Genomic DNA, 16,468 nt, shown 5'->3' on the forward strand with positions numbered 1-16,468 from the left:
ATGTTGGTACCTAAACGTGTAAAACACCGCAAGCAACAACGCGGTAATATGAAAGGTCGCGCGAAAGGCGGCACTACGGTTGCTTTCGGCGAATACGGCCTTCAAGCTATTGAACCGTCATGGATCACGAACCGCCAGATCGAAGCGGCTCGTATCGCGATGACTCGTTATATCAAGCGTGGCGGTAAAGTATGGATCAAGATTTTCCCTGACAAACCGATCACTCAAAAGCCTCTCGAGGTGCGGATGGGTAGCGGTAAAGGTAACGTTGAGAAATGGGTAGCTGTTGTTAAGCCGGGCAAAATCATGTTCGAGCTGGCTGGCGTACCTGAAGAAGTAGCTCGTGAAGCAATGCGCCTTGCGGCTCACAAACTGCCTGTTAAAACGAAGTTCGTGAAACGCGAAGAAGTGGGTGGTGAAGCAAATGAAGGCTAGTGAATTTCGCAACCTAACCTCTGTTGAGATTGAACAACAAATCGCCGGTTTCAAAGAAGAGTTGTTTAACCTTCGTTTCCAATTGGCTACGGGTCAACTGGACAACCCGACTCGAATCCGTGATGTGCGTAAGGAAATAGCTCGTGCTAAAACCGTTTTGCGTGAAAGAGAACTCGGAATTACCAGCTAATTATAAACCTTGCACAAAAAACCGATCACGGATGAAGGAAGGAGGCAAAACATGAGCGAACGCAATGCCCGCAAAGTTCAAATCGGCAAAGTGGTAAGCGACAAAATGGATAAAACAATCGTGGTGGCTGTAGAAACTTACAAAAAACATGATTTGTACCATAAACGCATCAAATACACGAAAAAATATAAAGCCCATGACGAGAACAACCAAGCGAAAATCGGCGATACCGTCAAAATCATGGAGACTCGTCCACTATCCAAAGACAAGCGCTTCAGATTGGTTGAGGTTGTCGAAGTAGCCGTTGTACTTTAATGAGCGCAGCAGTGCCCGCATGAATGTCGAAAGGAGGACGTAATCCATGATTCAACCATTTACACGTTTGCGTGTTGCCGACAACTCCGGCGCTAAAGAATTGATGTGTATCCGCGTACTCGGCGGTACTGGCCGTCGCGTTGGCCACATCGGTGATCTGATCGTTTGCTCCGTCAAACAAGCAACGCCAGGCGGCGTTGTCAAAAAGGGTGACGTAGTAAAGGCGGTTATCGTTCGTACGAAGCGTTCGGTTCGCCGTAAAGACGGTTCCTACATCGCATTCGACGAGAATGCTGCTGTAATCGTCAAAGAAGACAAGAGCCCTCGCGGCACTCGTATCTTCGGACCAGTTGCCCGTGAGCTTCGCGATAAGGACTTCATGAAGATCGTATCGCTTGCACCGGAAGTAATCTAAGAACGACAAGATAAAGGCCTGATAGCTTAGCGAGCAGGAGGTGTAACAAATGCCAAGACTGAAAAAAGTATTGGAATCCCACAACAATAAATTGCATGTAAAGAAAGACGATACGGTCATCGTCATTACCGGTAAAGACAAAGGTAAGAAGGGCCGCGTCATCGCAGCTTATCCTCGTGAGAACCGCGTGCTGATTGAGGGAGTCAACATGGTGAAGAAGCATTCGCGTCCTTCCCAAGCGAACCCGCAAGGCGGAATCATCGAGCAGGAAGCTCCAATCCACGTCTCGAACGTGATGCACGTAGATCCGAAGAGCGGCGGCGTAACCCGTATCGGTTACAAAGTGCTGGATAACGGCAAGAAAGTACGGATTGCTAAAAAATCCGGAGCACAGATCGACTAATCGTTATGGTAAGAAAGGAGGTCCATGAACAATGACAGCAAGACTGAAAGGTCGCTTTCTTAATGAAATCACTCCTGCCCTGATGCAGAAGTTCAACTATACTTCGGTTATGCAAGTTCCGAAGATTGAGAAAGTCGTAATTAACATGGGTGTTGGCGAAGCAGTTTCCAACTCCAAAATTCTCGATGTTGCCGTAGAAGAGCTGCGCATCATCTCCGGTCAAAAGCCGGTTGTCACTCGTGCCAAAAAATCCATCGCGGGCTTCAAGCTTCGTGAGAACATGCCGATCGGGGTTAAAGTAACGCTGCGCGGCGAGCGCATGTACCACTTCCTCGACAAGCTGTTCAACATTTCCCTTCCGCGTGTACGTGACTTCCGCGGTGTATCGACCAAAGCGTTCGACGGACGCGGAAACTACACGCTGGGCCTTAAGGAACAGCTGATCTTCCCTGAGATCGAATACGATAAAGTCGACAAAGTACGCGGTATGGACATCGTCATCGTCACGACGGCAAAAACGGACGAAGAATCTCGTGAGCTGCTGACCCAAATGGGCATGCCGTTCACGAAGTAATCCACTTTAGGAGGTGTAATACCCAGTGGCAAAAACTTCGATGAAAGTGAAGCAACAACGCACACCGAAATTCAAAGTGCGCGCTTATACGCGCTGTGAGCGTTGCGGCCGTCCGCACTCTGTTCTTCAAAAGTTTAAAATTTGCCGGATTTGTTTCCGCGAGTTAGCATACAAGGGCCAGATTCCTGGCGTGAAAAAAGCAAGCTGGTAATCAAGCCTAGTTCGGGAAGGAGGTTCACATAAATGGTTATGTCTGATCCGATTGCAGATATGTTGACGCGCATTCGCAATGCGAACGTCGTTCGTCACGAAACAGTGGAGATGCCTGCTTCGAAAGTGAAGAAGCAAATCGCTGAGATCTTGAAGCGCGAGGGCTTTATCCGCGATGCTGAATATATCGAAGACAACAAACAAGGGATTATCCGTATTTTCCTGAAATACGGCCCTAACCAAGAGCGCGTTATCACTGGCCTTAAGCGTATCTCGAAGCCAGGTCTGCGCGTATACACGCAAGCAACTGAGGTTCCTCGCGTGCTTGGCGGACTGGGAATCGCGATTATTTCCACGTCCAAAGGCGTTATGACAGACAAGGAAGCTCGCCAGGTGAAATCCGGCGGCGAAGTCGTCTGCTACGTTTGGTAAGAAATAAGTCAGAAAGACAGGAGGTGTAACAATGTCCCGTATTGGTCGCAAACCAATTGCTGTCCCAGCTGGTGTAACTATCAACTTGGACAACACAATCATTACTGTTAAAGGACCGAAAGGCACGCTTACTCGCGAATTTCACAAGGACATGAAAGTGAATGTAGCGGAGAACGAGATCGTGATCGAACGTCCTTCCGACAATAAATTGCATCGTTCCCTGCACGGAACGACGCGCAGCATTATCGCAAACATGGTGACAGGTGTTACTGACGGCTTCACAAGAAATCTGGAGCTCGTTGGCGTAGGTTACCGTGCTAGCAAATCCGGTGATAAAATCGTGCTTAACGTTGGTTACTCCCACCCGGTTGAAATTGCTCCCGAGAGCAACATCGAGTTCGAAGTGCCAGTCAACACGAAAATTACCGTTCGCGGAATCGACAAAGAGCGCGTAGGCGCTGTTGCCGCTCAAATCCGTGCCGTACGCGAGCCTGAGCCGTATAAAGGCAAAGGTATCAAATACGAAGGCGAGCGCATCATCCGCAAAGAAGGTAAAGCTGGTAAGAAGAAGTAAGTTGAACGAACAGGGACGTGAGACGTTCCATGCAATAGCTTCCTAAGGCGTTAAGAAAGGAGGAACACAAGCATGATTACGAAAGGCGACAAAAACAAGGCCCGTCTGAAAAGACACCTTCGTGTTCGCAAGAAAATCAACGGCACGGCAGCACGTCCGCGTCTGTCCGTATTCCGTTCCGCCAAACATATGTACGCTCAACTGATCGACGACGTAGCAGGCGTAACACTGGCTGCAGCATCCACTAAGGATAAAGAGCTGGTAGAGGCAATCGGCAACGGCGGCAACGTTGAAGCTGCTGCTAAAGTTGGCGAGCTGATCGCGAAACGCGCTCAAGCAAAAGGCGTAACCGAGGTTGTATTCGACCGCGGAGGTTACTTGTATCACGGCAGAATTTCTGCGCTGGCAACCGCAGCACGCGAAGCTGGCTTGAATTTCTAATCACTCAATAAGGAGGTTAAACGACTTGCGTGTAGATCCTAATACGTTAGAACTGACTGAAAAAGTTGTTCATATCAATCGCGTTGCAAAAGTTGTAAAAGGCGGACGCCGTTTCAGCTTTAGCGCGCTTGTAGTAGTCGGCGACGGCAAAGGCTACGTTGGCGCGGGAATCGGTAAAGCAGGCGAAGTGCCGGATGCGATTCGCAAAGGCATTGAAGATGCGAAGAAAAACCTGATCCACGTTCCACTCGTAGGAACGACGATTCCTCACCTCGTACTTGGTCACTTCGGTGCTGGCGAAGTTCTGCTGAAGCCTGCTTCCGAAGGTACTGGCGTTATCGCCGGCGGCCCGGTTCGTGCGGTTCTCGAGCTGGCTGGCGTAGGCGACATTTTAACGAAATCTCTTGGTTCTTCGAACTCCCTGAACATGGTTAACGCGACGCTGGAAGGTCTGTCCCGTCTGAAACGTGCGGAAGACGTTGCAAAGCTGCGTGGCAAAACAGTCGAAGAGCTGTTAGGTTAAGGAGGGAAATAAGATGGCAAAATTGCAAATCACCCTCGTTCGCAGTTTAATCGGTCGCAACGAGAAGCAACGCGCAACGGTTGAAGCGCTTGGCCTTCGCAAAATTCGTCAATCGGTCGTTCATGACGACAACGTGGCGATTCGCGGCATGGTTAACGCAGTTAACCACCTGGTTAAAGTCGAAGAAGTTTAAATGACGATAATGCAATACACGAAATAAACAAGGAGGTGCACGAACGATGAAATTGCATGAGTTAGCACCAGCACCAGGCTCGACTGCGGCGCCTAAGCGCAAAGGTCGCGGTATCGGCTCCGGCAACGGCAAAACGGCAGGCAAAGGCCATAAAGGTCAAAATGCTCGTTCCGGCGGCGGTGTTCGTCCTGGATTCGAGGGCGGCCAAAATCCTTTGTACCGTCGCGTTCCGAAGCGCGGTTTCAACAATCCATTCCGCAAGGAGTACGCGATTGTTAACATTGAAGATCTGAACAGCTTTGCTGCAGGGACAGAAGTTACACCAGAGGTTCTTCTTGAGCAAGGAGTTATCAGTAACCCTTTGGCAGGAATCAAAATCTTGGGTAATGGTGAATTGAAAGTAGAGCTCACTGTTAAAGCAAACAAGTTCTCTCAATCTGCGGTAGAGAAAATCCAGGCTGCCGGCGGTAAAACCGAGGTGATCTAATTGTTCACAACCGTATCCAACATTTGGAAAGTGGCGGATCTGCGTACAAGGATCCTCTTCACGCTTTTCATTCTTTTCATTTACCGGATCGGTTCTTTCATTCCGGTACCGGGAGTAGACAAAACCGTATTCGAGAACATGGATTCGCAAGGCGCCGACTTGTTCGGCTTGCTTAACACGTTCTCGGGCGGTGCGCTTTTCCAATTCTCCATTTTCGCGATCGGTATTACGCCGTACATCACGGCATCGATCATCGTGCAACTCTTGTCGATGGACGTTATCCCGAAGTTTGCGGAATGGGCGAAGGAAGGCGAGAACGGCAAGCGCAAGCTGGCTCAAATTACGCGTTACGGCACGATTATCCTTGGTTTGGTACAAGGCTTCGCAACAGCGATTGGCTTCAACCGCTCCTTCGGACTTGAAATGATTCCGGGCGCAAACTTCGTAGACTACTTGGTCATCGCACTCATCCTGACAGCTGGTACAGCTTTCTTGATGTGGCTCGGCGAGCAAATTACGGAGAGAGGTATCGGCAACGGTATCTCCATCTTGATCTTCGCGGCGATCGTAGCCGGTATCCCTGGTCACATCCGCACGTTGTATCAAGATCAATTCATCGATGCGCAAGACCAGCTTTTCTTGAACATCGCGAAGATGGTGCTGATCGTACTCGTGATTATCGCGATCATCGTCGGCGTTATCTTTATCCAGCAAGGTATCCGGAAGATTCCGGTTCAATACGCGAAGCGTGTTGTCGGACGTAAGATGTACGGCGGACAATCGACTCACATTCCAATGAAGGTTAACGGCGCGGGCGTAATCCCGGTTATCTTCGCGGTATCCCTGATCATGTTCCCTGTAACGATTGCCAACTTCTGGTCCACCAAGCCTTGGGCGCAATGGATCATCGACAATATGAACTATGACCGGCCGCTTGGCATGGTATTGTACGTATTGCTGATCATCGGTTTCACCTTCTTCTACACATTCGTGCAAATTAATCCTGTGCAAATGGCAGATCAGATGAAGAAGAACGGCGGTTATATCCCGGGCATCCGTCCTGGCAAGCCGACTTCCGCTTACCTGACTCGCGTTATGTCGCGGATTACGCTCACGGGTGCACTCTTCTTGGCAGCGATCTCCGTATTCCCAGTGTTCTTTGGAGCATTGGCGGGATTACCGCGGTCCGTGCAGCTTGGCGGCACATCGCTCCTCATCGTTGTCGGCGTTGCGCTTGATACGATGAAGCAGATCGAGAGCCAGTTGATCAAACGTCATTACAAAGGGTTTATCAATAAATAACAGCAGGTTCGAAAGCGGGCTGCCGCGCTCTTAAGGCTAGTGCGGTGCGGTGCCCGAACGAGCCTTCCTGCGTTTAAAGCGAGGAACACGGTAATGAACATTTTATTCATGGGCCCTCCGGGAGCCGGCAAGGGTACGCAAGCAGAGCGGATCGTAGAAGAGTTCGGCATTCCCCACATTTCGACTGGCGACGCTTTTCGTCTTGCGATGAAACAAGGCACGCCGCTAGGTCTGAAAGCGAAGGAATATGTCGATCAAGGTCTACTTGTTCCGGACGAAATAACAAATGGCATCGTGAAGGAGCGTCTTGCTCTGGACGATTGCGAGAAGGGTTTCCTTCTGGATGGCTTTCCCCGTACGCTGCAGCAAGCCGAAGCGCTTGATGTCATGCTGACGGAGCTTGGCCGGAGCGTCGATCATGTCGTGAACCTGAAGGTTGACCGCGGATTGCTGCTTGCTCGCTTGACGGGCAGACGCATCTGCAAGTCTTGCGGATCGACTTACCATGTACTATTCAACCCGCCTAAGGTCGAAGGCATCTGCGACAAGGACGGCGGAGAGCTGTATCAACGTTCCGATGATACGGAAGAGAAGATGGGCACGCGCCTGGACGAATATACGTCCAAGACGTCTCTGCTTCTTGATTACTACAGCGGTAAAGGTCTGCTGCGCGAAGTCGACGGCGAGAAGGATATCGACGATGTTACAAGCGATATCGTTTCCTGCCTGAAAGGTACGTTGTAATGATTATTTGCAAATCCGAATCGGAGCTGCGATTAATGAGGGAAGCCGGACGGATCGTTGCGGAAACGCATCGGTTGATGGCAGCAGCAGTAAAGCCGGGCATCACCACAGGTGAGCTTGACCGCATTGCCGAACAGTACATTCGAAGTCAGAATGCCGTTCCTTCCTTTAAAGGTTACAATGGGTTTCCTTCCAGCATTTGCGCTTCTGTAAATGACGAGTTGGTGCACGGATTCCCTGGATCACGCAAGTTGAACGAGGGCGATATAATAAGCATCGACATCGGAGCGCAGTACGAAGGCTATCATGGCGATTCCGCTTGGACCTATGCGGTCGGGAGCGTGACGCCGGAAGTTCAGAGACTGCTCGACGTGACGGAAGAATCGCTATACGCGGGACTTGCGCTCGTTAAGCCAGATGTCAGGCTCTATACGATATCGCACGCCATCCAGAAGGTTATTGAAGCAGCAGGTTTCTCGGTAGTACGGGAATACGTAGGGCACGGAATCGGCGCGGAACTGCATGAAGAACCGCAAATACCGAACTATGGTATACCGGACAGGGGGCCGCGGCTGAAGCCGGGTATGGTGCTTGCCATCGAGCCGATGGTTAATATCGGAGAACGATATGTACGAACGCTCGAGGACGATTGGACAGTCGTAACGCAAGACGGTTCCTGGTGCGCTCACTTCGAGCACACGGTTGCCGTTACAGAGGACGGCTTTGAAATATTGACCATTCTGCCGCAGCAGTCCGAGGTGTAAGGTGGACGCTCATCCCCGGATTGGTCAGTTCGTCAAAGTACTTCGAGGCAAGGACGAAGACAGCTATGCCGTGGTCATTGCCATTATCGACGACAAGTTCGTCATGATTGCGGACGGCGACAAGCGAAGGTTCGACCAGCCCAAGAAAAAGAACGTTCTGCATCTGATGTTACAGCCTGCCTTTAGTCATGAGGTAATAAGCAGCTTGCAAGAAACAGGCAGAGTGACGAATGCCAAATTACGTTACGCAATTCAGAAGTACGCGCATGCGAAAGGAGAATGACGGTGGCGAAGGAAGACGTCATTGAGGTCGAAGGTACGGTTATCGAGCCGTTGCCGAATGCGATGTTCAAGGTGGAGCTGGAGAACGGTCATCAAATTCTCGCACATGTATCCGGCAAACTTAGAATGCACTTCATCCGCATTCTGACCGGAGACAAAGTGGTTATACAGTTATCGCCTTACGATTTATCAAGAGGGCGCATCACCTATCGGAAGTAACCGCGGTTAGCGGCAAGCTTTTCGAAAGATTCGGGAGGTAATCACAATGAAGGTTAGACCTTCGGTTAAGCCGATTTGCGAGAAATGCAAAGTCATTCGTCGCAAAGGCAACGTTATGGTGATTTGTGAAAATCCGAAACACAAACAAAAACAAGGATAAAAGGAGGGAAATATAGCCCATGGCACGTATAGCTGGTGTAGATATTCCGCGCGACAAGCGCGTTGAAATCGCCCTGACGTATATTTTCGGTATCGGCAAAACGACTTCGCAAAAAATCCTGGCTTCCACGGAAGTTAACCCAGACACTCGCGTTCGCGATCTGACTGAGGATGAGCTGGCTCGTCTGCGCGAAGCCATCGACAAGAGTGTTAAAGTGGAAGGCGACCTGCGTCGCGAAATTTCGCTTAACATCAAGCGTCTAACTGAGATCGGCTGCTACCGTGGTCTTCGTCACCGTCGCGGACTTCCTGTTCGCGGTCAACGTACGAAAACAAACGCGCGTACGCGCAAAGGTCCACGTCGTACTGTAGCGAACAAGAAGAAATAAGAAAGGAGGATAATGGACAATGGCTAAACCAAAAAAAGTCGTTCGCACAAAACGTCGCGATCGGAAAAACATTGACACTGGCGTGGCTCACATTCGTTCGACGTTCAACAACACGATCGTTACGATCACAGACCCGCATGGTAATGCAATCTCTTGGGCAAGCTCCGGCAACCTTGGTTTCAAAGGTTCCCGTAAAAGCACGCCGTTCGCAGCACAGATGGCTGCCGAATCCGCAGCGAAAGCGGCTATGGAGCATGGCATGAGAACTGTCGAAGTTATGGTTAAAGGACCTGGCGCTGGCCGCGAGGCGGCGATTCGTTCGCTGCAGGCTGCTGGATTGGAAGTTAACCTCATTAAGGATGTAACCCCAGTTCCGCATAACGGATGCCGTCCACCGAAACGTCGTCGCGTATAGTTAGATCCACTGTGGTATCAAATGACTGCAACTTGTGAATAATGGTTGTGAAGGTTTGGCATACTACGAGATTTGACATAAATAACGACAAGGTAACGGAGCGACGTTTGAAGGAGGGTACTATTTGTGATTGAGATCGAAAAGCCGAAAATCGAAACCGTAGAGCTGAATAACGAGGGCACTTACGGACGTTTCGTGGTCGAGCCGCTGGAACGCGGATACGGCACGACGCTTGGAAATTCGCTTCGCCGAATTTTATTGTCGTCTTTGCCTGGCGCGGCGGTGACGTCGGTTCAAATCGACGGCGTGCTGCATGAGTTTTCTACGGTTCCCGGAGTGATTGAAGACGTAACGGAAATCATTCTGAACCTGAAAGGCCTCTCGCTGAAGATCCACTCCGACGAGGAGAAAGTGTTGGAGATCGACGCGGAAGGCGAAGGGAACGTAACAGCGGGCGACATTCGAGCTGATAGCGATGTCGAAATTTTAAGCCCTGATCTTCACATTGCGACCTTGGCCTCCGGAGCGCGGCTCCATATGCGGATTTTTGCTAATCGGGGACGCGGTTACGTGCAAGCGGACCGGAACAAGAGCGACGATCAACCGATTGGCGTCATCCCTGTCGATTCGATATACACGCCCATTACTCGGGTTAATTACAGCGTAGAGAACACACGCGTCGGCCAAGTCACCAACTATGACAAGCTGACGCTTGAAGTTTGGACGGACGGCAGTATTCGCCCTGAAGAGGCTGTAAGCCTCGGCGCTAAGATTTTGACCGAGCACTTGGACTTGTTCGTTGGATTAACGGATGAAGCCAAAGATGCCGAAATCATGGTTGAGAAGGAAGAGGACAAAAAAGAGAAGGTTCTGGAGATGACGATCGAAGAACTGGATCTGTCCGTACGATCATATAACTGCTTGAAGCGTGCCGGCATCAACACCGTTCAAGAGCTGATCACGAAATCCGAAGAGGATATGATGAAGGTTCGTAACCTGGGCCGCAAATCCTTGGAAGAAGTTCAAGAGAAGCTGGAAGAGCTGGGTCTTGGCCTGCGCATGGAAGAGTAGTCTTGTAATCAGACAGCAATGTTAAACACAAAGCAAGGGAGGGGAAAACAAAATGGCATATCAAAAATTGGGCCGTGACGCAAGCGCGCGGAAAGCATTGTTCCGCGATCTCGTAACGGATTTGTTCCTGTATGAGCGCATCCAAACGACTGAAGCCAAAGCGAAAGAGGTTCGTTCTATCGCTGAGAAGCTGATCACGAAAGCGAAAAAAGGTGATCTGCACGCTCGTCGTCAAGTTGCTGCATTCGTACGTCGCGAGACTGTTGACGGCGAACAAGACGCAATTCAAAAGCTGTTCTCCGAACTGGCAACTCGTTATTCGGAGCGCGCAGGCGGATACACGCGTATCCTGAAGCTTGGACCGCGTCGCGGTGACTCCGCGCCTATGGTTTACCTTGAGCTGGTTGACCGCGCGTAAGAGCTGTTGAAAGAAAGGGTGGACCCTTGAGGCCACCTTTTTTTAATTTCAGCGGCAGGCGAAGAACGGGGAGGAGAGGCATGCGCAACATCGGCGTGAAAGTTAGTTATGACGGAAGCGGATTTAACGGATTCCAGTCGCAGCCATACGGAAGAACCGTTCAACACGAAATCGAGAAAGCGATTCGCCACCTTACGGGCGAAGAGATTGTCATAATCGGTTCCGGACGGACGGATGCCGGCGTTCACGCCATGGGCCAGGTTTTCAACTTTCATACGGCTTCGACGATTCCAACGGAGCGCTGGGCGATCGCGCTGAATACGAGGTTGCCGAAGGACATCGTTATTCTGGAGGCGTGGGACGTCCCGCTTGAATTCCATTCTCGTCGTTCCGCCAAACGGAAGACGTACCGTTACTCGATCGACTTAAATAAGTTTCCTAACGTATTTATGAGACCCTATAGGTTTCATCATCCGACAAAGTTGAATATTGCCGCGATGGAGGAAGGGCTGGCTTACCTGGTAGGCAGACATGACTTTACATCGTATACATCGATTCACTCCACCAAACCTCACCATATTCGTACGATTTATGAAGCTAGCTTCCAAATGGAGGAAGGTGCGCTTCATATGTACATTACGGGTAACGGGTTCTTATACAATATGGTGCGCGTCATTATGGGAACGCTGCTGTGGGTGGGGCAAGGCAAGCTGAAGCCGGTCGATATGGGACGAATTCTGGAAGGCAAGTCTCGTTCGCTTGCCGGACCTACGGCGATGGCGCACGGATTAACGCTGGTAGACGTAGAGTACGGCGGGTGGAGCGCGCCAGAACCTCTGGATGATCATGAAAGTGATATTCGAGACGAGGATGATGAGTAGGGGCTGGTCTTTGACGGAGTCGTACCGGCAAGATTGGAAGTCATTTGCCGGCATGAAGAAGGGACAGCCTCGAGGGGGAGGCTGTCCCTATAGGTCGGATCGGATTATCTCAAAATAATATCGCCGGAGCCGGTGCGTACGGTAAGCTTATGCTCGCCGCTGCCGAAAGCGCCGTTCACTTCCCGTTCTCCGTTCTTGCCCTGCTCGTTGAATCCGTTCATGCGGACGATGGCGTCGCCGGAGCTGGTTCGGAATTGCACGGCAAGCGACTCCGGCTCGTGATCAAGCGAGATAAGGATATCGCCGCTTCCTGCCTTCAGGTCGACATCGTGGTTGATCGTCGAGGCGTCCAATGTAATGTCGCCGGATCCCGTCAGGCCCTGGAGCGCGCCAGATCCATCCTCTAAGGAAACATCGCCGCTGCCGACATTGAATTTGAGTGTTTCCGCTTCGTAACGTTCCAGCTCCACATCGCCGCTGGCGGTATCAAGTTTTATAGACTGCGCAGTAATATCCTTTAGCTTGATGTCGCCGCTAATTGCTTTTAATTCAAGCTCAGCGGAAGCTGATATCGATTGAACCTCGATGTCGCCGGAATTCGTTCGGAGCTCGACGGTTTCGAAGTCGGAGGAGCCAAGCTCGATGTCGCCGCTGTTTAGCTTGGCGGTTAACGTGCCCCAGGACTTCTCCGGCAGTTCGACGGTCAGCTTAACATTGGACCAATGGAATCCGAACCGGAAGCCACGATCTGATTGCAACGACAGATTCAGCGTATCGCCGTCTTGGTCTGCCTTGAGCAGCAAATCATTGGCAACACGTTTCGTAGCGCGTCCTTCTAAGGTTACTATAACTTCGTCTGAATGGCCTCGGACGATATTTACATCCAGGCTGCCGGAGTCGATGGCGATGTTCGATAATTCGTTAGAAGAGAATGTTCGCTCGTCATGGACGGGTTTGGTAAACCCGGAGAACAGGCTTCCAAACGAGGTATTTCCTTGATTGAAGAACAGGTAGACAAGCGCGATCGCTCCGAGGAGTACGAGCAGCGTACCGAGTGCTTTGTTTGGTTTCATTATAAACGCTCCTTGCATATTGGCTTGGATTCGCCGCATCGCTCCGTGACGATTCCGATGTTCTTATTGTAACAATGGAGATACCAAGAAGAAACAGTCTGCTGGCTTACCCGAAGACTGGCCTTAGGTCCAGCATGGGGAGAGAACGTGAAGCAAAGAGAATTGCAAATACGGCTTGCACTTCCCTATTATTTATAGTAGAATATAACTTGTGCTTTCTTAGTGGCTCTCCCACAGCCCCGACTAAGAATGGCCATCCAAATGCAAGTTCCAACCATGAATAACAAACCAACGGCAACGTTGTTCTAAAGTAAGAGTGAACAACCTTTATAAAAACGATTAATGTAAGAGAATTAAGGAGGATCATCCATGCGTACCACCTATATGGCTAAGCCGAATGAAGTCGAACGTAAATGGTTCGTCATCGATGCGGAAGGCAAAACGCTCGGACGTCTGGCTAGCGAAGCTGCAAGCCTGATCCGCGGCAAACACAAACCGCAATTTACGCCTCACATCGACACTGGCGATTTCGTTGTTATCATCAACGCTTCGAAAATCGTTCTGACAGGCAACAAAATGGCTGACAAAAACTACTACCGTCACTCCATGTACACAGGTGGCTTGAAAGTCACTCCTGCACACGAGATGTTGAAGAACAAGCCAGAGCGCATGATGGAGCTGGCTGTGCACGGCATGTTGCCTAAGAACCGTCTGGGCAACAAAATGAAACTTAAGCTGAAAGTCTACGCAGGTGCGGAACACCCACATCAAGCCCAAAACCCTGAAGTCTACGAGCTTCGCGGCTAATAAAGAGGAGGACAAGTTTCATGGCTCAAGTGCAATACTATGGAACAGGTCGTCGTAAACACTCTGTTGCACGTGTACGTCTCGTGCCGGGTGAAGGACGAATCATTGTTAATAAACGCGATTTAAACGAATATTTCGGTCTGGAAACGCTGAAGCTGATCGTTAAACAACCGCTTAACCTGACTGACACATTGTCCAAGTACGATGTATTGGTTATCGCTAACGGCGGCGGCATGTCCGGTCAAGCTGGCGCAATCCGTCACGGTATCTCCCGCGCTCTGCTCAAAGCAGACCCTGAGTTCCGTCCATCCCTTAAGCGCGCAGGCTTCCTGACTCGCGATCCGCGCATGAAAGAACGTAAAAAATACGGTCTTAAAGCGGCTCGTCGCGCTCCACAGTTCTCGAAACGTTAATATGACGAAATACCATCTTTGCTACATGCAAAGATGGTATTTTTTTTGCCCAGACAAGCGCGAAGCTGTCACTTCGAAAACTTTTTCTCATATTGGTGGAAAGAAGGATTGAACATTTGGCTTGAAAGTACTATAATCGATAATACAGACCAATTTACTTGGAATTAAAGACGGAGGTAACGACCAATGAATTTGTTTGAGAAAGAAGCGCTTATTGCGCAGAAGGCTGTAGAACTCGAGAATGCATCGCCGGAAGACATTATCCGATTCGCCGTCGAGACTTTCCCGAATATTACGTTCGCGTGCAGTTTCGGTGCGGAGGACGTCGTGCTGGTTGATATGCTTCAGAAGATTAGCCCGAAGACAGACATCTTCTACTTGGATACGGACTTCCACTTCAAGGAAACGTACGAGACGCGCGACCGAATCGCGGAAGCTTATCCTGGCATTCCATTCGTGGAAGTGAAACCGGAGCTTACTCCTGAAGAGCAAGCAGAGCAGTTCGGGGAACAACTGTGGAAGAGCGACGCCAACAAGTGCTGTGACATTCGCAAGGTACAGCCGCTGACGAAGATTCTGTCCAAATACGAAGCGTGGATCACTGGAATCAGGCGTGATCAGGCTCCAACCCGCGCTAACGCGAAGAAGATCGAATATGACGTGAAGTTCGGACTCGTAAAGTTTAATCCGATTGCACATTGGACGTCTGACGATGTATGGAATTACATCCGCGAGAATAACGTTGTATACAATCCGCTTCACGATAATTATTATCCTAGCATTGGCTGCGAGTATTGCACGCGTCAAGTTATGCCTGGCGAAGACCCGCGCGCAGGACGCTGGTCGGGGCAAGAGAAGACGGAGTGCGGTTTGCATAAGTAAGAAAATATAGAAAAGCGTACATTTTGAACTTCCATTTGAACTTCCATTATAGGAGGCATTATCCCATCATGAGTCAAATTGCTCCCCATGGCGGCGAATTAGTCAATCGAATCGCAGCCGGCGAACAACGTGAAGCGCTTCTGGCAGAAGCCGCAAATCTTAATACCATCATCATTAACACATGGACGATCTCTGACCTGGACCTGATCGGAGTAGGCGCATTTTCCCCGCTTACAGGTTTCCTGGGTGAAGCCGATTACCATGCCGTTGTCAGCCAAATGCGCCTGTCGAACGGAACGGTATGGAGTATTCCGATCACGCTGTCTGTAAGTGAAGCGAAGGCTGCCGAGTTAAAGACTGGCGAACGCGCCGCGCTCGTTGGCGAAGATGGCATCACTTATGGCGTTATCGATGTAGAGAGCGTTTATACGGTCGATCAGAACATAGAAGCGGTCAACATCTTCAAAACGGACGACCTCGCTCACCCAGGCGTTCAGAAGCTGTTTGAGCGTTCCAATATTTACGTAGGCGGCTCCATTACGGTATTGAACCGTCCGCAACCGGAGAAGTTCCAGGAGTTCTATTACGATCCGTCGGAGACACGCCGTTTGTTCGCGGAAAAGGGCTGGAAGACGGTTGTCGGCTTCCAGACGCGCAACCCGGTTCACCGCGCTCATGAGTACATCCAGAAAACGGCTATGGAGATCGTAGATGCGCTTTTCCTGAATCCGCTTGTCGGCGAGACCAAGTCGGATGACGTGCCTGCCAACGTACGAATGAAGAGCTATCTGGCGCTTCTGGAGAACTACTATCCGAAGGATCGCGTGTTCCTCGGCGTATTCCCTGCCGCGATGCGATATGCGGGACCACGCGAGGCGATCTTCCATGCGATCGTCCGCAAGAACTATGGCTGCACGCACTTTATCGTCGGCCGCGATCACGCCGGTGTAGGCGACTACTATGGCACATACGAGGCGCAAGAGCTGCTGAAGACGATTCCTGCCGAAGATCTCGGCATTACGCCGTTGTACTTCGAGCACAGCTTCTTCTGCAAGGCTTGCGGCAATATGGCTACAACGAAAACTTGCCCGCACGACAAGGAGCAGCATCTGACGTTGTCCGGCACGAAGGTGCGCGCGCTGCTTCGCGATGGCGTCTGCCCGCCGCCAGAGTTCTCTCGTCCTGAAGTGGCGAAGATTCTGATCGAAGGCATGTCGGAGCAGCCTGTAGGCTAAAGGAAAACGTTCGTATATTACCGCCTGTCAGTTGCATGTATAACTCATTCTTCAAGGAATATCGCACATGGCAACGTCCGCTTTCTTCGGAAGGCGGGCGTTTTGTCGTTCGTACCCATGATTGAATCAAAAAAATACACGCATAGGGTCAAAATTTGACCCGTCGCAGGGATACCCGCTCTTCTATGATGGATAGGTAAGTTTCGGAATATTCATCATTTG

29 protein-coding genes are annotated in these 16,468 nt (G+C 50.5%); 28 read left to right on the forward strand and 1 reads right to left on the reverse strand.

The window, feature by feature from the left end:
• From rplP to truA, 24 genes are all read left to right on the forward strand, one after another.
• Complete coding sequence (rplP, locus tag KJW29_RS30360) at positions 1 to 435, forward strand: 50S ribosomal protein L16 (protein ID WP_087570316.1); 435 nt, start codon at positions 1 to 3, stop codon at positions 433 to 435.
• Positions 425 to 625, forward strand: coding sequence for a 50S ribosomal protein L29 (rpmC, locus tag KJW29_RS30365; protein WP_087570317.1), 201 nt, complete (start codon positions 425 to 427; stop codon positions 623 to 625). Before rplP ends, rpmC begins: the two co-directional genes overlap by 11 nt.
• A gap of 51 nt (positions 626 to 676) precedes the next feature.
• Positions 677 to 940 carry a 30S ribosomal protein S17 gene (gene rpsQ / locus KJW29_RS30370; RefSeq protein ID WP_068679351.1) on the forward strand — a complete coding sequence of 88 codons (264 nt, stop codon included), beginning with the start codon at positions 677 to 679 and terminating at the stop codon, positions 938 to 940.
• A gap of 46 nt (positions 941 to 986) precedes the next feature.
• A complete protein-coding gene (gene rplN, locus KJW29_RS30375) occupies positions 987 to 1,355 on the forward strand; it encodes a 50S ribosomal protein L14 (RefSeq protein ID WP_087570318.1) in 369 nt (122 codons plus the stop codon).
• A gap of 49 nt (positions 1,356 to 1,404) precedes the next feature.
• Positions 1,405 to 1,758 carry a 50S ribosomal protein L24 gene (gene rplX, locus KJW29_RS30380; RefSeq protein WP_087570319.1) on the forward strand — a complete coding sequence of 118 codons (354 nt, stop codon included), beginning with the start codon at positions 1,405 to 1,407 and terminating at the stop codon, positions 1,756 to 1,758.
• Positions 1,759 to 1,789: 31 nt separating this feature from the next.
• Complete coding sequence (gene rplE, locus KJW29_RS30385; protein ID WP_087570320.1) at positions 1,790 to 2,332, forward strand: 50S ribosomal protein L5; 543 nt, start codon at positions 1,790 to 1,792, stop codon at positions 2,330 to 2,332.
• Positions 2,333 to 2,357: 25 nt separating this feature from the next.
• Complete coding sequence (locus KJW29_RS30390; RefSeq protein ID WP_013312154.1) at positions 2,358 to 2,543, forward strand: type Z 30S ribosomal protein S14; 186 nt, start codon at positions 2,358 to 2,360, stop codon at positions 2,541 to 2,543.
• Positions 2,544 to 2,575: 32 nt separating this feature from the next.
• Complete coding sequence (gene rpsH, locus KJW29_RS30395; protein WP_087570321.1) at positions 2,576 to 2,974, forward strand: 30S ribosomal protein S8; 399 nt, start codon at positions 2,576 to 2,578, stop codon at positions 2,972 to 2,974.
• A 31-nt stretch (positions 2,975 to 3,005) separates the two neighbouring features.
• Positions 3,006 to 3,548, forward strand: coding sequence for a 50S ribosomal protein L6 (gene rplF, locus KJW29_RS30400; protein ID WP_087570322.1), 543 nt, complete (start codon positions 3,006 to 3,008; stop codon positions 3,546 to 3,548).
• A 72-nt stretch (positions 3,549 to 3,620) separates the two neighbouring features.
• Positions 3,621 to 3,989 carry a 50S ribosomal protein L18 gene (gene rplR / locus KJW29_RS30405; RefSeq protein ID WP_087570323.1) on the forward strand — a complete coding sequence of 123 codons (369 nt, stop codon included), beginning with the start codon at positions 3,621 to 3,623 and terminating at the stop codon, positions 3,987 to 3,989.
• Positions 3,990 to 4,014: 25 nt separating this feature from the next.
• A complete protein-coding gene (gene rpsE, locus KJW29_RS30410) occupies positions 4,015 to 4,512 on the forward strand; it encodes a 30S ribosomal protein S5 (RefSeq protein WP_068679339.1) in 498 nt (165 codons plus the stop codon).
• 13 nt (positions 4,513 to 4,525) lie between these two features.
• Positions 4,526 to 4,705: a 50S ribosomal protein L30 gene (gene rpmD / locus KJW29_RS30415; RefSeq protein ID WP_087570324.1), complete on the forward strand. Its 180-nt coding sequence runs from the start codon at positions 4,526 to 4,528 to the stop codon at positions 4,703 to 4,705.
• 46 nt (positions 4,706 to 4,751) lie between these two features.
• Positions 4,752 to 5,192 carry a 50S ribosomal protein L15 gene (gene rplO / locus KJW29_RS30420; RefSeq protein WP_087570325.1) on the forward strand — a complete coding sequence of 147 codons (441 nt, stop codon included), beginning with the start codon at positions 4,752 to 4,754 and terminating at the stop codon, positions 5,190 to 5,192.
• On the forward strand, positions 5,193 to 6,494 hold the full coding sequence (gene secY / locus KJW29_RS30425; protein ID WP_187103426.1) for a preprotein translocase subunit SecY: 1,302 nt from the start codon (positions 5,193 to 5,195) through the stop codon (positions 6,492 to 6,494).
• A gap of 93 nt (positions 6,495 to 6,587) precedes the next feature.
• Complete coding sequence (locus KJW29_RS30430; RefSeq protein ID WP_214627417.1) at positions 6,588 to 7,238, forward strand: adenylate kinase; 651 nt, start codon at positions 6,588 to 6,590, stop codon at positions 7,236 to 7,238.
• Positions 7,238 to 8,002 (forward strand): type I methionyl aminopeptidase, encoded by a 765-nt coding sequence (gene map / locus KJW29_RS30435; protein ID WP_214627418.1) that lies wholly within the window; start codon positions 7,238 to 7,240, stop codon positions 8,000 to 8,002. Before KJW29_RS30430 ends, map begins: the two co-directional genes overlap by 1 nt.
• A 1-nt stretch (position 8,003) precedes the next feature.
• On the forward strand, positions 8,004 to 8,285 hold the full coding sequence (locus KJW29_RS30440; RefSeq protein WP_087570329.1) for a KOW domain-containing RNA-binding protein: 282 nt from the start codon (positions 8,004 to 8,006) through the stop codon (positions 8,283 to 8,285).
• Positions 8,286 to 8,287: 2 nt separating this feature from the next.
• The gene (infA, locus tag KJW29_RS30445) at positions 8,288 to 8,503 is read left to right on the forward strand and encodes a translation initiation factor IF-1 (RefSeq protein WP_015847200.1); all 216 of its coding nucleotides are present in this window, start codon (positions 8,288 to 8,290) and stop codon (positions 8,501 to 8,503) included.
• 46 nt (positions 8,504 to 8,549) lie between these two features.
• A complete protein-coding gene (rpmJ, locus tag KJW29_RS30450) occupies positions 8,550 to 8,663 on the forward strand; it encodes a 50S ribosomal protein L36 (RefSeq protein WP_003333770.1) in 114 nt (37 codons plus the stop codon).
• 19 nt (positions 8,664 to 8,682) lie between these two features.
• Entirely contained in the window at positions 8,683 to 9,051 is a 369-nt protein-coding gene (gene rpsM / locus KJW29_RS30455) for a 30S ribosomal protein S13 (RefSeq protein ID WP_187103427.1), read from the forward strand.
• Positions 9,052 to 9,070: 19 nt separating this feature from the next.
• Entirely contained in the window at positions 9,071 to 9,466 is a 396-nt protein-coding gene (gene rpsK / locus KJW29_RS30460; RefSeq protein WP_028609630.1) for a 30S ribosomal protein S11, read from the forward strand.
• A 126-nt stretch (positions 9,467 to 9,592) separates the two neighbouring features.
• A complete protein-coding gene (locus KJW29_RS30465; protein ID WP_087570331.1) occupies positions 9,593 to 10,537 on the forward strand; it encodes a DNA-directed RNA polymerase subunit alpha in 945 nt (314 codons plus the stop codon).
• 52 nt (positions 10,538 to 10,589) lie between these two features.
• Complete coding sequence (gene rplQ / locus KJW29_RS30470) at positions 10,590 to 10,955, forward strand: 50S ribosomal protein L17 (protein WP_087570332.1); 366 nt, start codon at positions 10,590 to 10,592, stop codon at positions 10,953 to 10,955.
• An 80-nt stretch (positions 10,956 to 11,035) separates the two neighbouring features.
• On the forward strand, positions 11,036 to 11,836 hold the full coding sequence (gene truA / locus KJW29_RS30475) for a tRNA pseudouridine(38-40) synthase TruA (RefSeq protein WP_214627419.1): 801 nt from the start codon (positions 11,036 to 11,038) through the stop codon (positions 11,834 to 11,836).
• 104 nt (positions 11,837 to 11,940) lie between these two features.
• On the opposite strand, the gene KJW29_RS30480 is transcribed toward truA, so the two are convergent.
• Positions 11,941 to 12,909 carry a DUF4097 family beta strand repeat-containing protein gene (locus tag KJW29_RS30480; RefSeq protein WP_214627420.1) on the reverse strand — a complete coding sequence of 323 codons (969 nt, stop codon included), beginning with the start codon at positions 12,907 to 12,909 and terminating at the stop codon, positions 11,941 to 11,943.
• Positions 12,910 to 13,278: 369 nt separating this feature from the next.
• Between KJW29_RS30480 and rplM the strand changes: the two genes are divergently transcribed.
• From rplM to sat, 4 genes are all read left to right on the forward strand, one after another.
• Complete coding sequence (rplM, locus tag KJW29_RS30485) at positions 13,279 to 13,716, forward strand: 50S ribosomal protein L13 (protein WP_087570335.1); 438 nt, start codon at positions 13,279 to 13,281, stop codon at positions 13,714 to 13,716.
• A 20-nt stretch (positions 13,717 to 13,736) separates the two neighbouring features.
• A complete protein-coding gene (rpsI, locus tag KJW29_RS30490) occupies positions 13,737 to 14,129 on the forward strand; it encodes a 30S ribosomal protein S9 (protein WP_087570336.1) in 393 nt (130 codons plus the stop codon).
• Positions 14,130 to 14,315: 186 nt separating this feature from the next.
• On the forward strand, positions 14,316 to 15,011 hold the full coding sequence (locus tag KJW29_RS30495) for a phosphoadenylyl-sulfate reductase (protein ID WP_214627421.1): 696 nt from the start codon (positions 14,316 to 14,318) through the stop codon (positions 15,009 to 15,011).
• Between the two features lie 68 nt (positions 15,012 to 15,079).
• A complete protein-coding gene (sat, locus tag KJW29_RS30500; RefSeq protein WP_214627422.1) occupies positions 15,080 to 16,246 on the forward strand; it encodes a sulfate adenylyltransferase in 1,167 nt (388 codons plus the stop codon).
• Positions 16,247 to 16,468 lie beyond the last annotated feature (222 nt).

Origin of the sequence: Paenibacillus agaridevorans (assembly GCF_018604145.1) — a bacterium.
Lineage (GTDB): Bacteria > Bacillota > Bacilli > Paenibacillales > Paenibacillaceae > Pristimantibacillus > Pristimantibacillus agaridevorans.

Coding starts and splice junctions, on each gene's coding strand:
- rplP (WP_087570316.1), top strand. CDS start 1: ATGTTGGTACCTAAACGTGTAAAACACCGCAAGCAACAACGCGGTAAT.
- rpmC (WP_087570317.1), top strand. CDS start 425: ATGAAGGCTAGTGAATTTCGCAACCTAACCTCTGTTGAGATTGAACAA.
- rpsQ (WP_068679351.1), top strand. CDS start 677: ATGAGCGAACGCAATGCCCGCAAAGTTCAAATCGGCAAAGTGGTAAGC.
- rplN (WP_087570318.1), top strand. CDS start 987: ATGATTCAACCATTTACACGTTTGCGTGTTGCCGACAACTCCGGCGCT.
- rplX (WP_087570319.1), top strand. CDS start 1,405: ATGCCAAGACTGAAAAAAGTATTGGAATCCCACAACAATAAATTGCAT.
- rplE (WP_087570320.1), top strand. CDS start 1,790: ATGACAGCAAGACTGAAAGGTCGCTTTCTTAATGAAATCACTCCTGCC.
- rpsH (WP_087570321.1), top strand. CDS start 2,576: ATGGTTATGTCTGATCCGATTGCAGATATGTTGACGCGCATTCGCAAT.
- rplF (WP_087570322.1), top strand. CDS start 3,006: ATGTCCCGTATTGGTCGCAAACCAATTGCTGTCCCAGCTGGTGTAACT.
- rplR (WP_087570323.1), top strand. CDS start 3,621: ATGATTACGAAAGGCGACAAAAACAAGGCCCGTCTGAAAAGACACCTT.
- rpmD (WP_087570324.1), top strand. CDS start 4,526: ATGGCAAAATTGCAAATCACCCTCGTTCGCAGTTTAATCGGTCGCAAC.
- rplO (WP_087570325.1), top strand. CDS start 4,752: ATGAAATTGCATGAGTTAGCACCAGCACCAGGCTCGACTGCGGCGCCT.
- KJW29_RS30430 (WP_214627417.1), top strand. CDS start 6,588: ATGAACATTTTATTCATGGGCCCTCCGGGAGCCGGCAAGGGTACGCAA.
- map (WP_214627418.1), top strand. CDS start 7,238: ATGATTATTTGCAAATCCGAATCGGAGCTGCGATTAATGAGGGAAGCC.
- rpmJ (WP_003333770.1), top strand. CDS start 8,550: ATGAAGGTTAGACCTTCGGTTAAGCCGATTTGCGAGAAATGCAAAGTC.
- rpsM (WP_187103427.1), top strand. CDS start 8,683: ATGGCACGTATAGCTGGTGTAGATATTCCGCGCGACAAGCGCGTTGAA.
- rpsK (WP_028609630.1), top strand. CDS start 9,071: ATGGCTAAACCAAAAAAAGTCGTTCGCACAAAACGTCGCGATCGGAAA.
- rplQ (WP_087570332.1), top strand. CDS start 10,590: ATGGCATATCAAAAATTGGGCCGTGACGCAAGCGCGCGGAAAGCATTG.
- truA (WP_214627419.1), top strand. CDS start 11,036: ATGCGCAACATCGGCGTGAAAGTTAGTTATGACGGAAGCGGATTTAAC.
- KJW29_RS30480 (WP_214627420.1), bottom strand. CDS start 12,909: ATGAAACCAAACAAAGCACTCGGTACGCTGCTCGTACTCCTCGGAGCG.
- rplM (WP_087570335.1), top strand. CDS start 13,279: ATGCGTACCACCTATATGGCTAAGCCGAATGAAGTCGAACGTAAATGG.
- rpsI (WP_087570336.1), top strand. CDS start 13,737: ATGGCTCAAGTGCAATACTATGGAACAGGTCGTCGTAAACACTCTGTT.
- KJW29_RS30495 (WP_214627421.1), top strand. CDS start 14,316: ATGAATTTGTTTGAGAAAGAAGCGCTTATTGCGCAGAAGGCTGTAGAA.
- sat (WP_214627422.1), top strand. CDS start 15,080: ATGAGTCAAATTGCTCCCCATGGCGGCGAATTAGTCAATCGAATCGCA.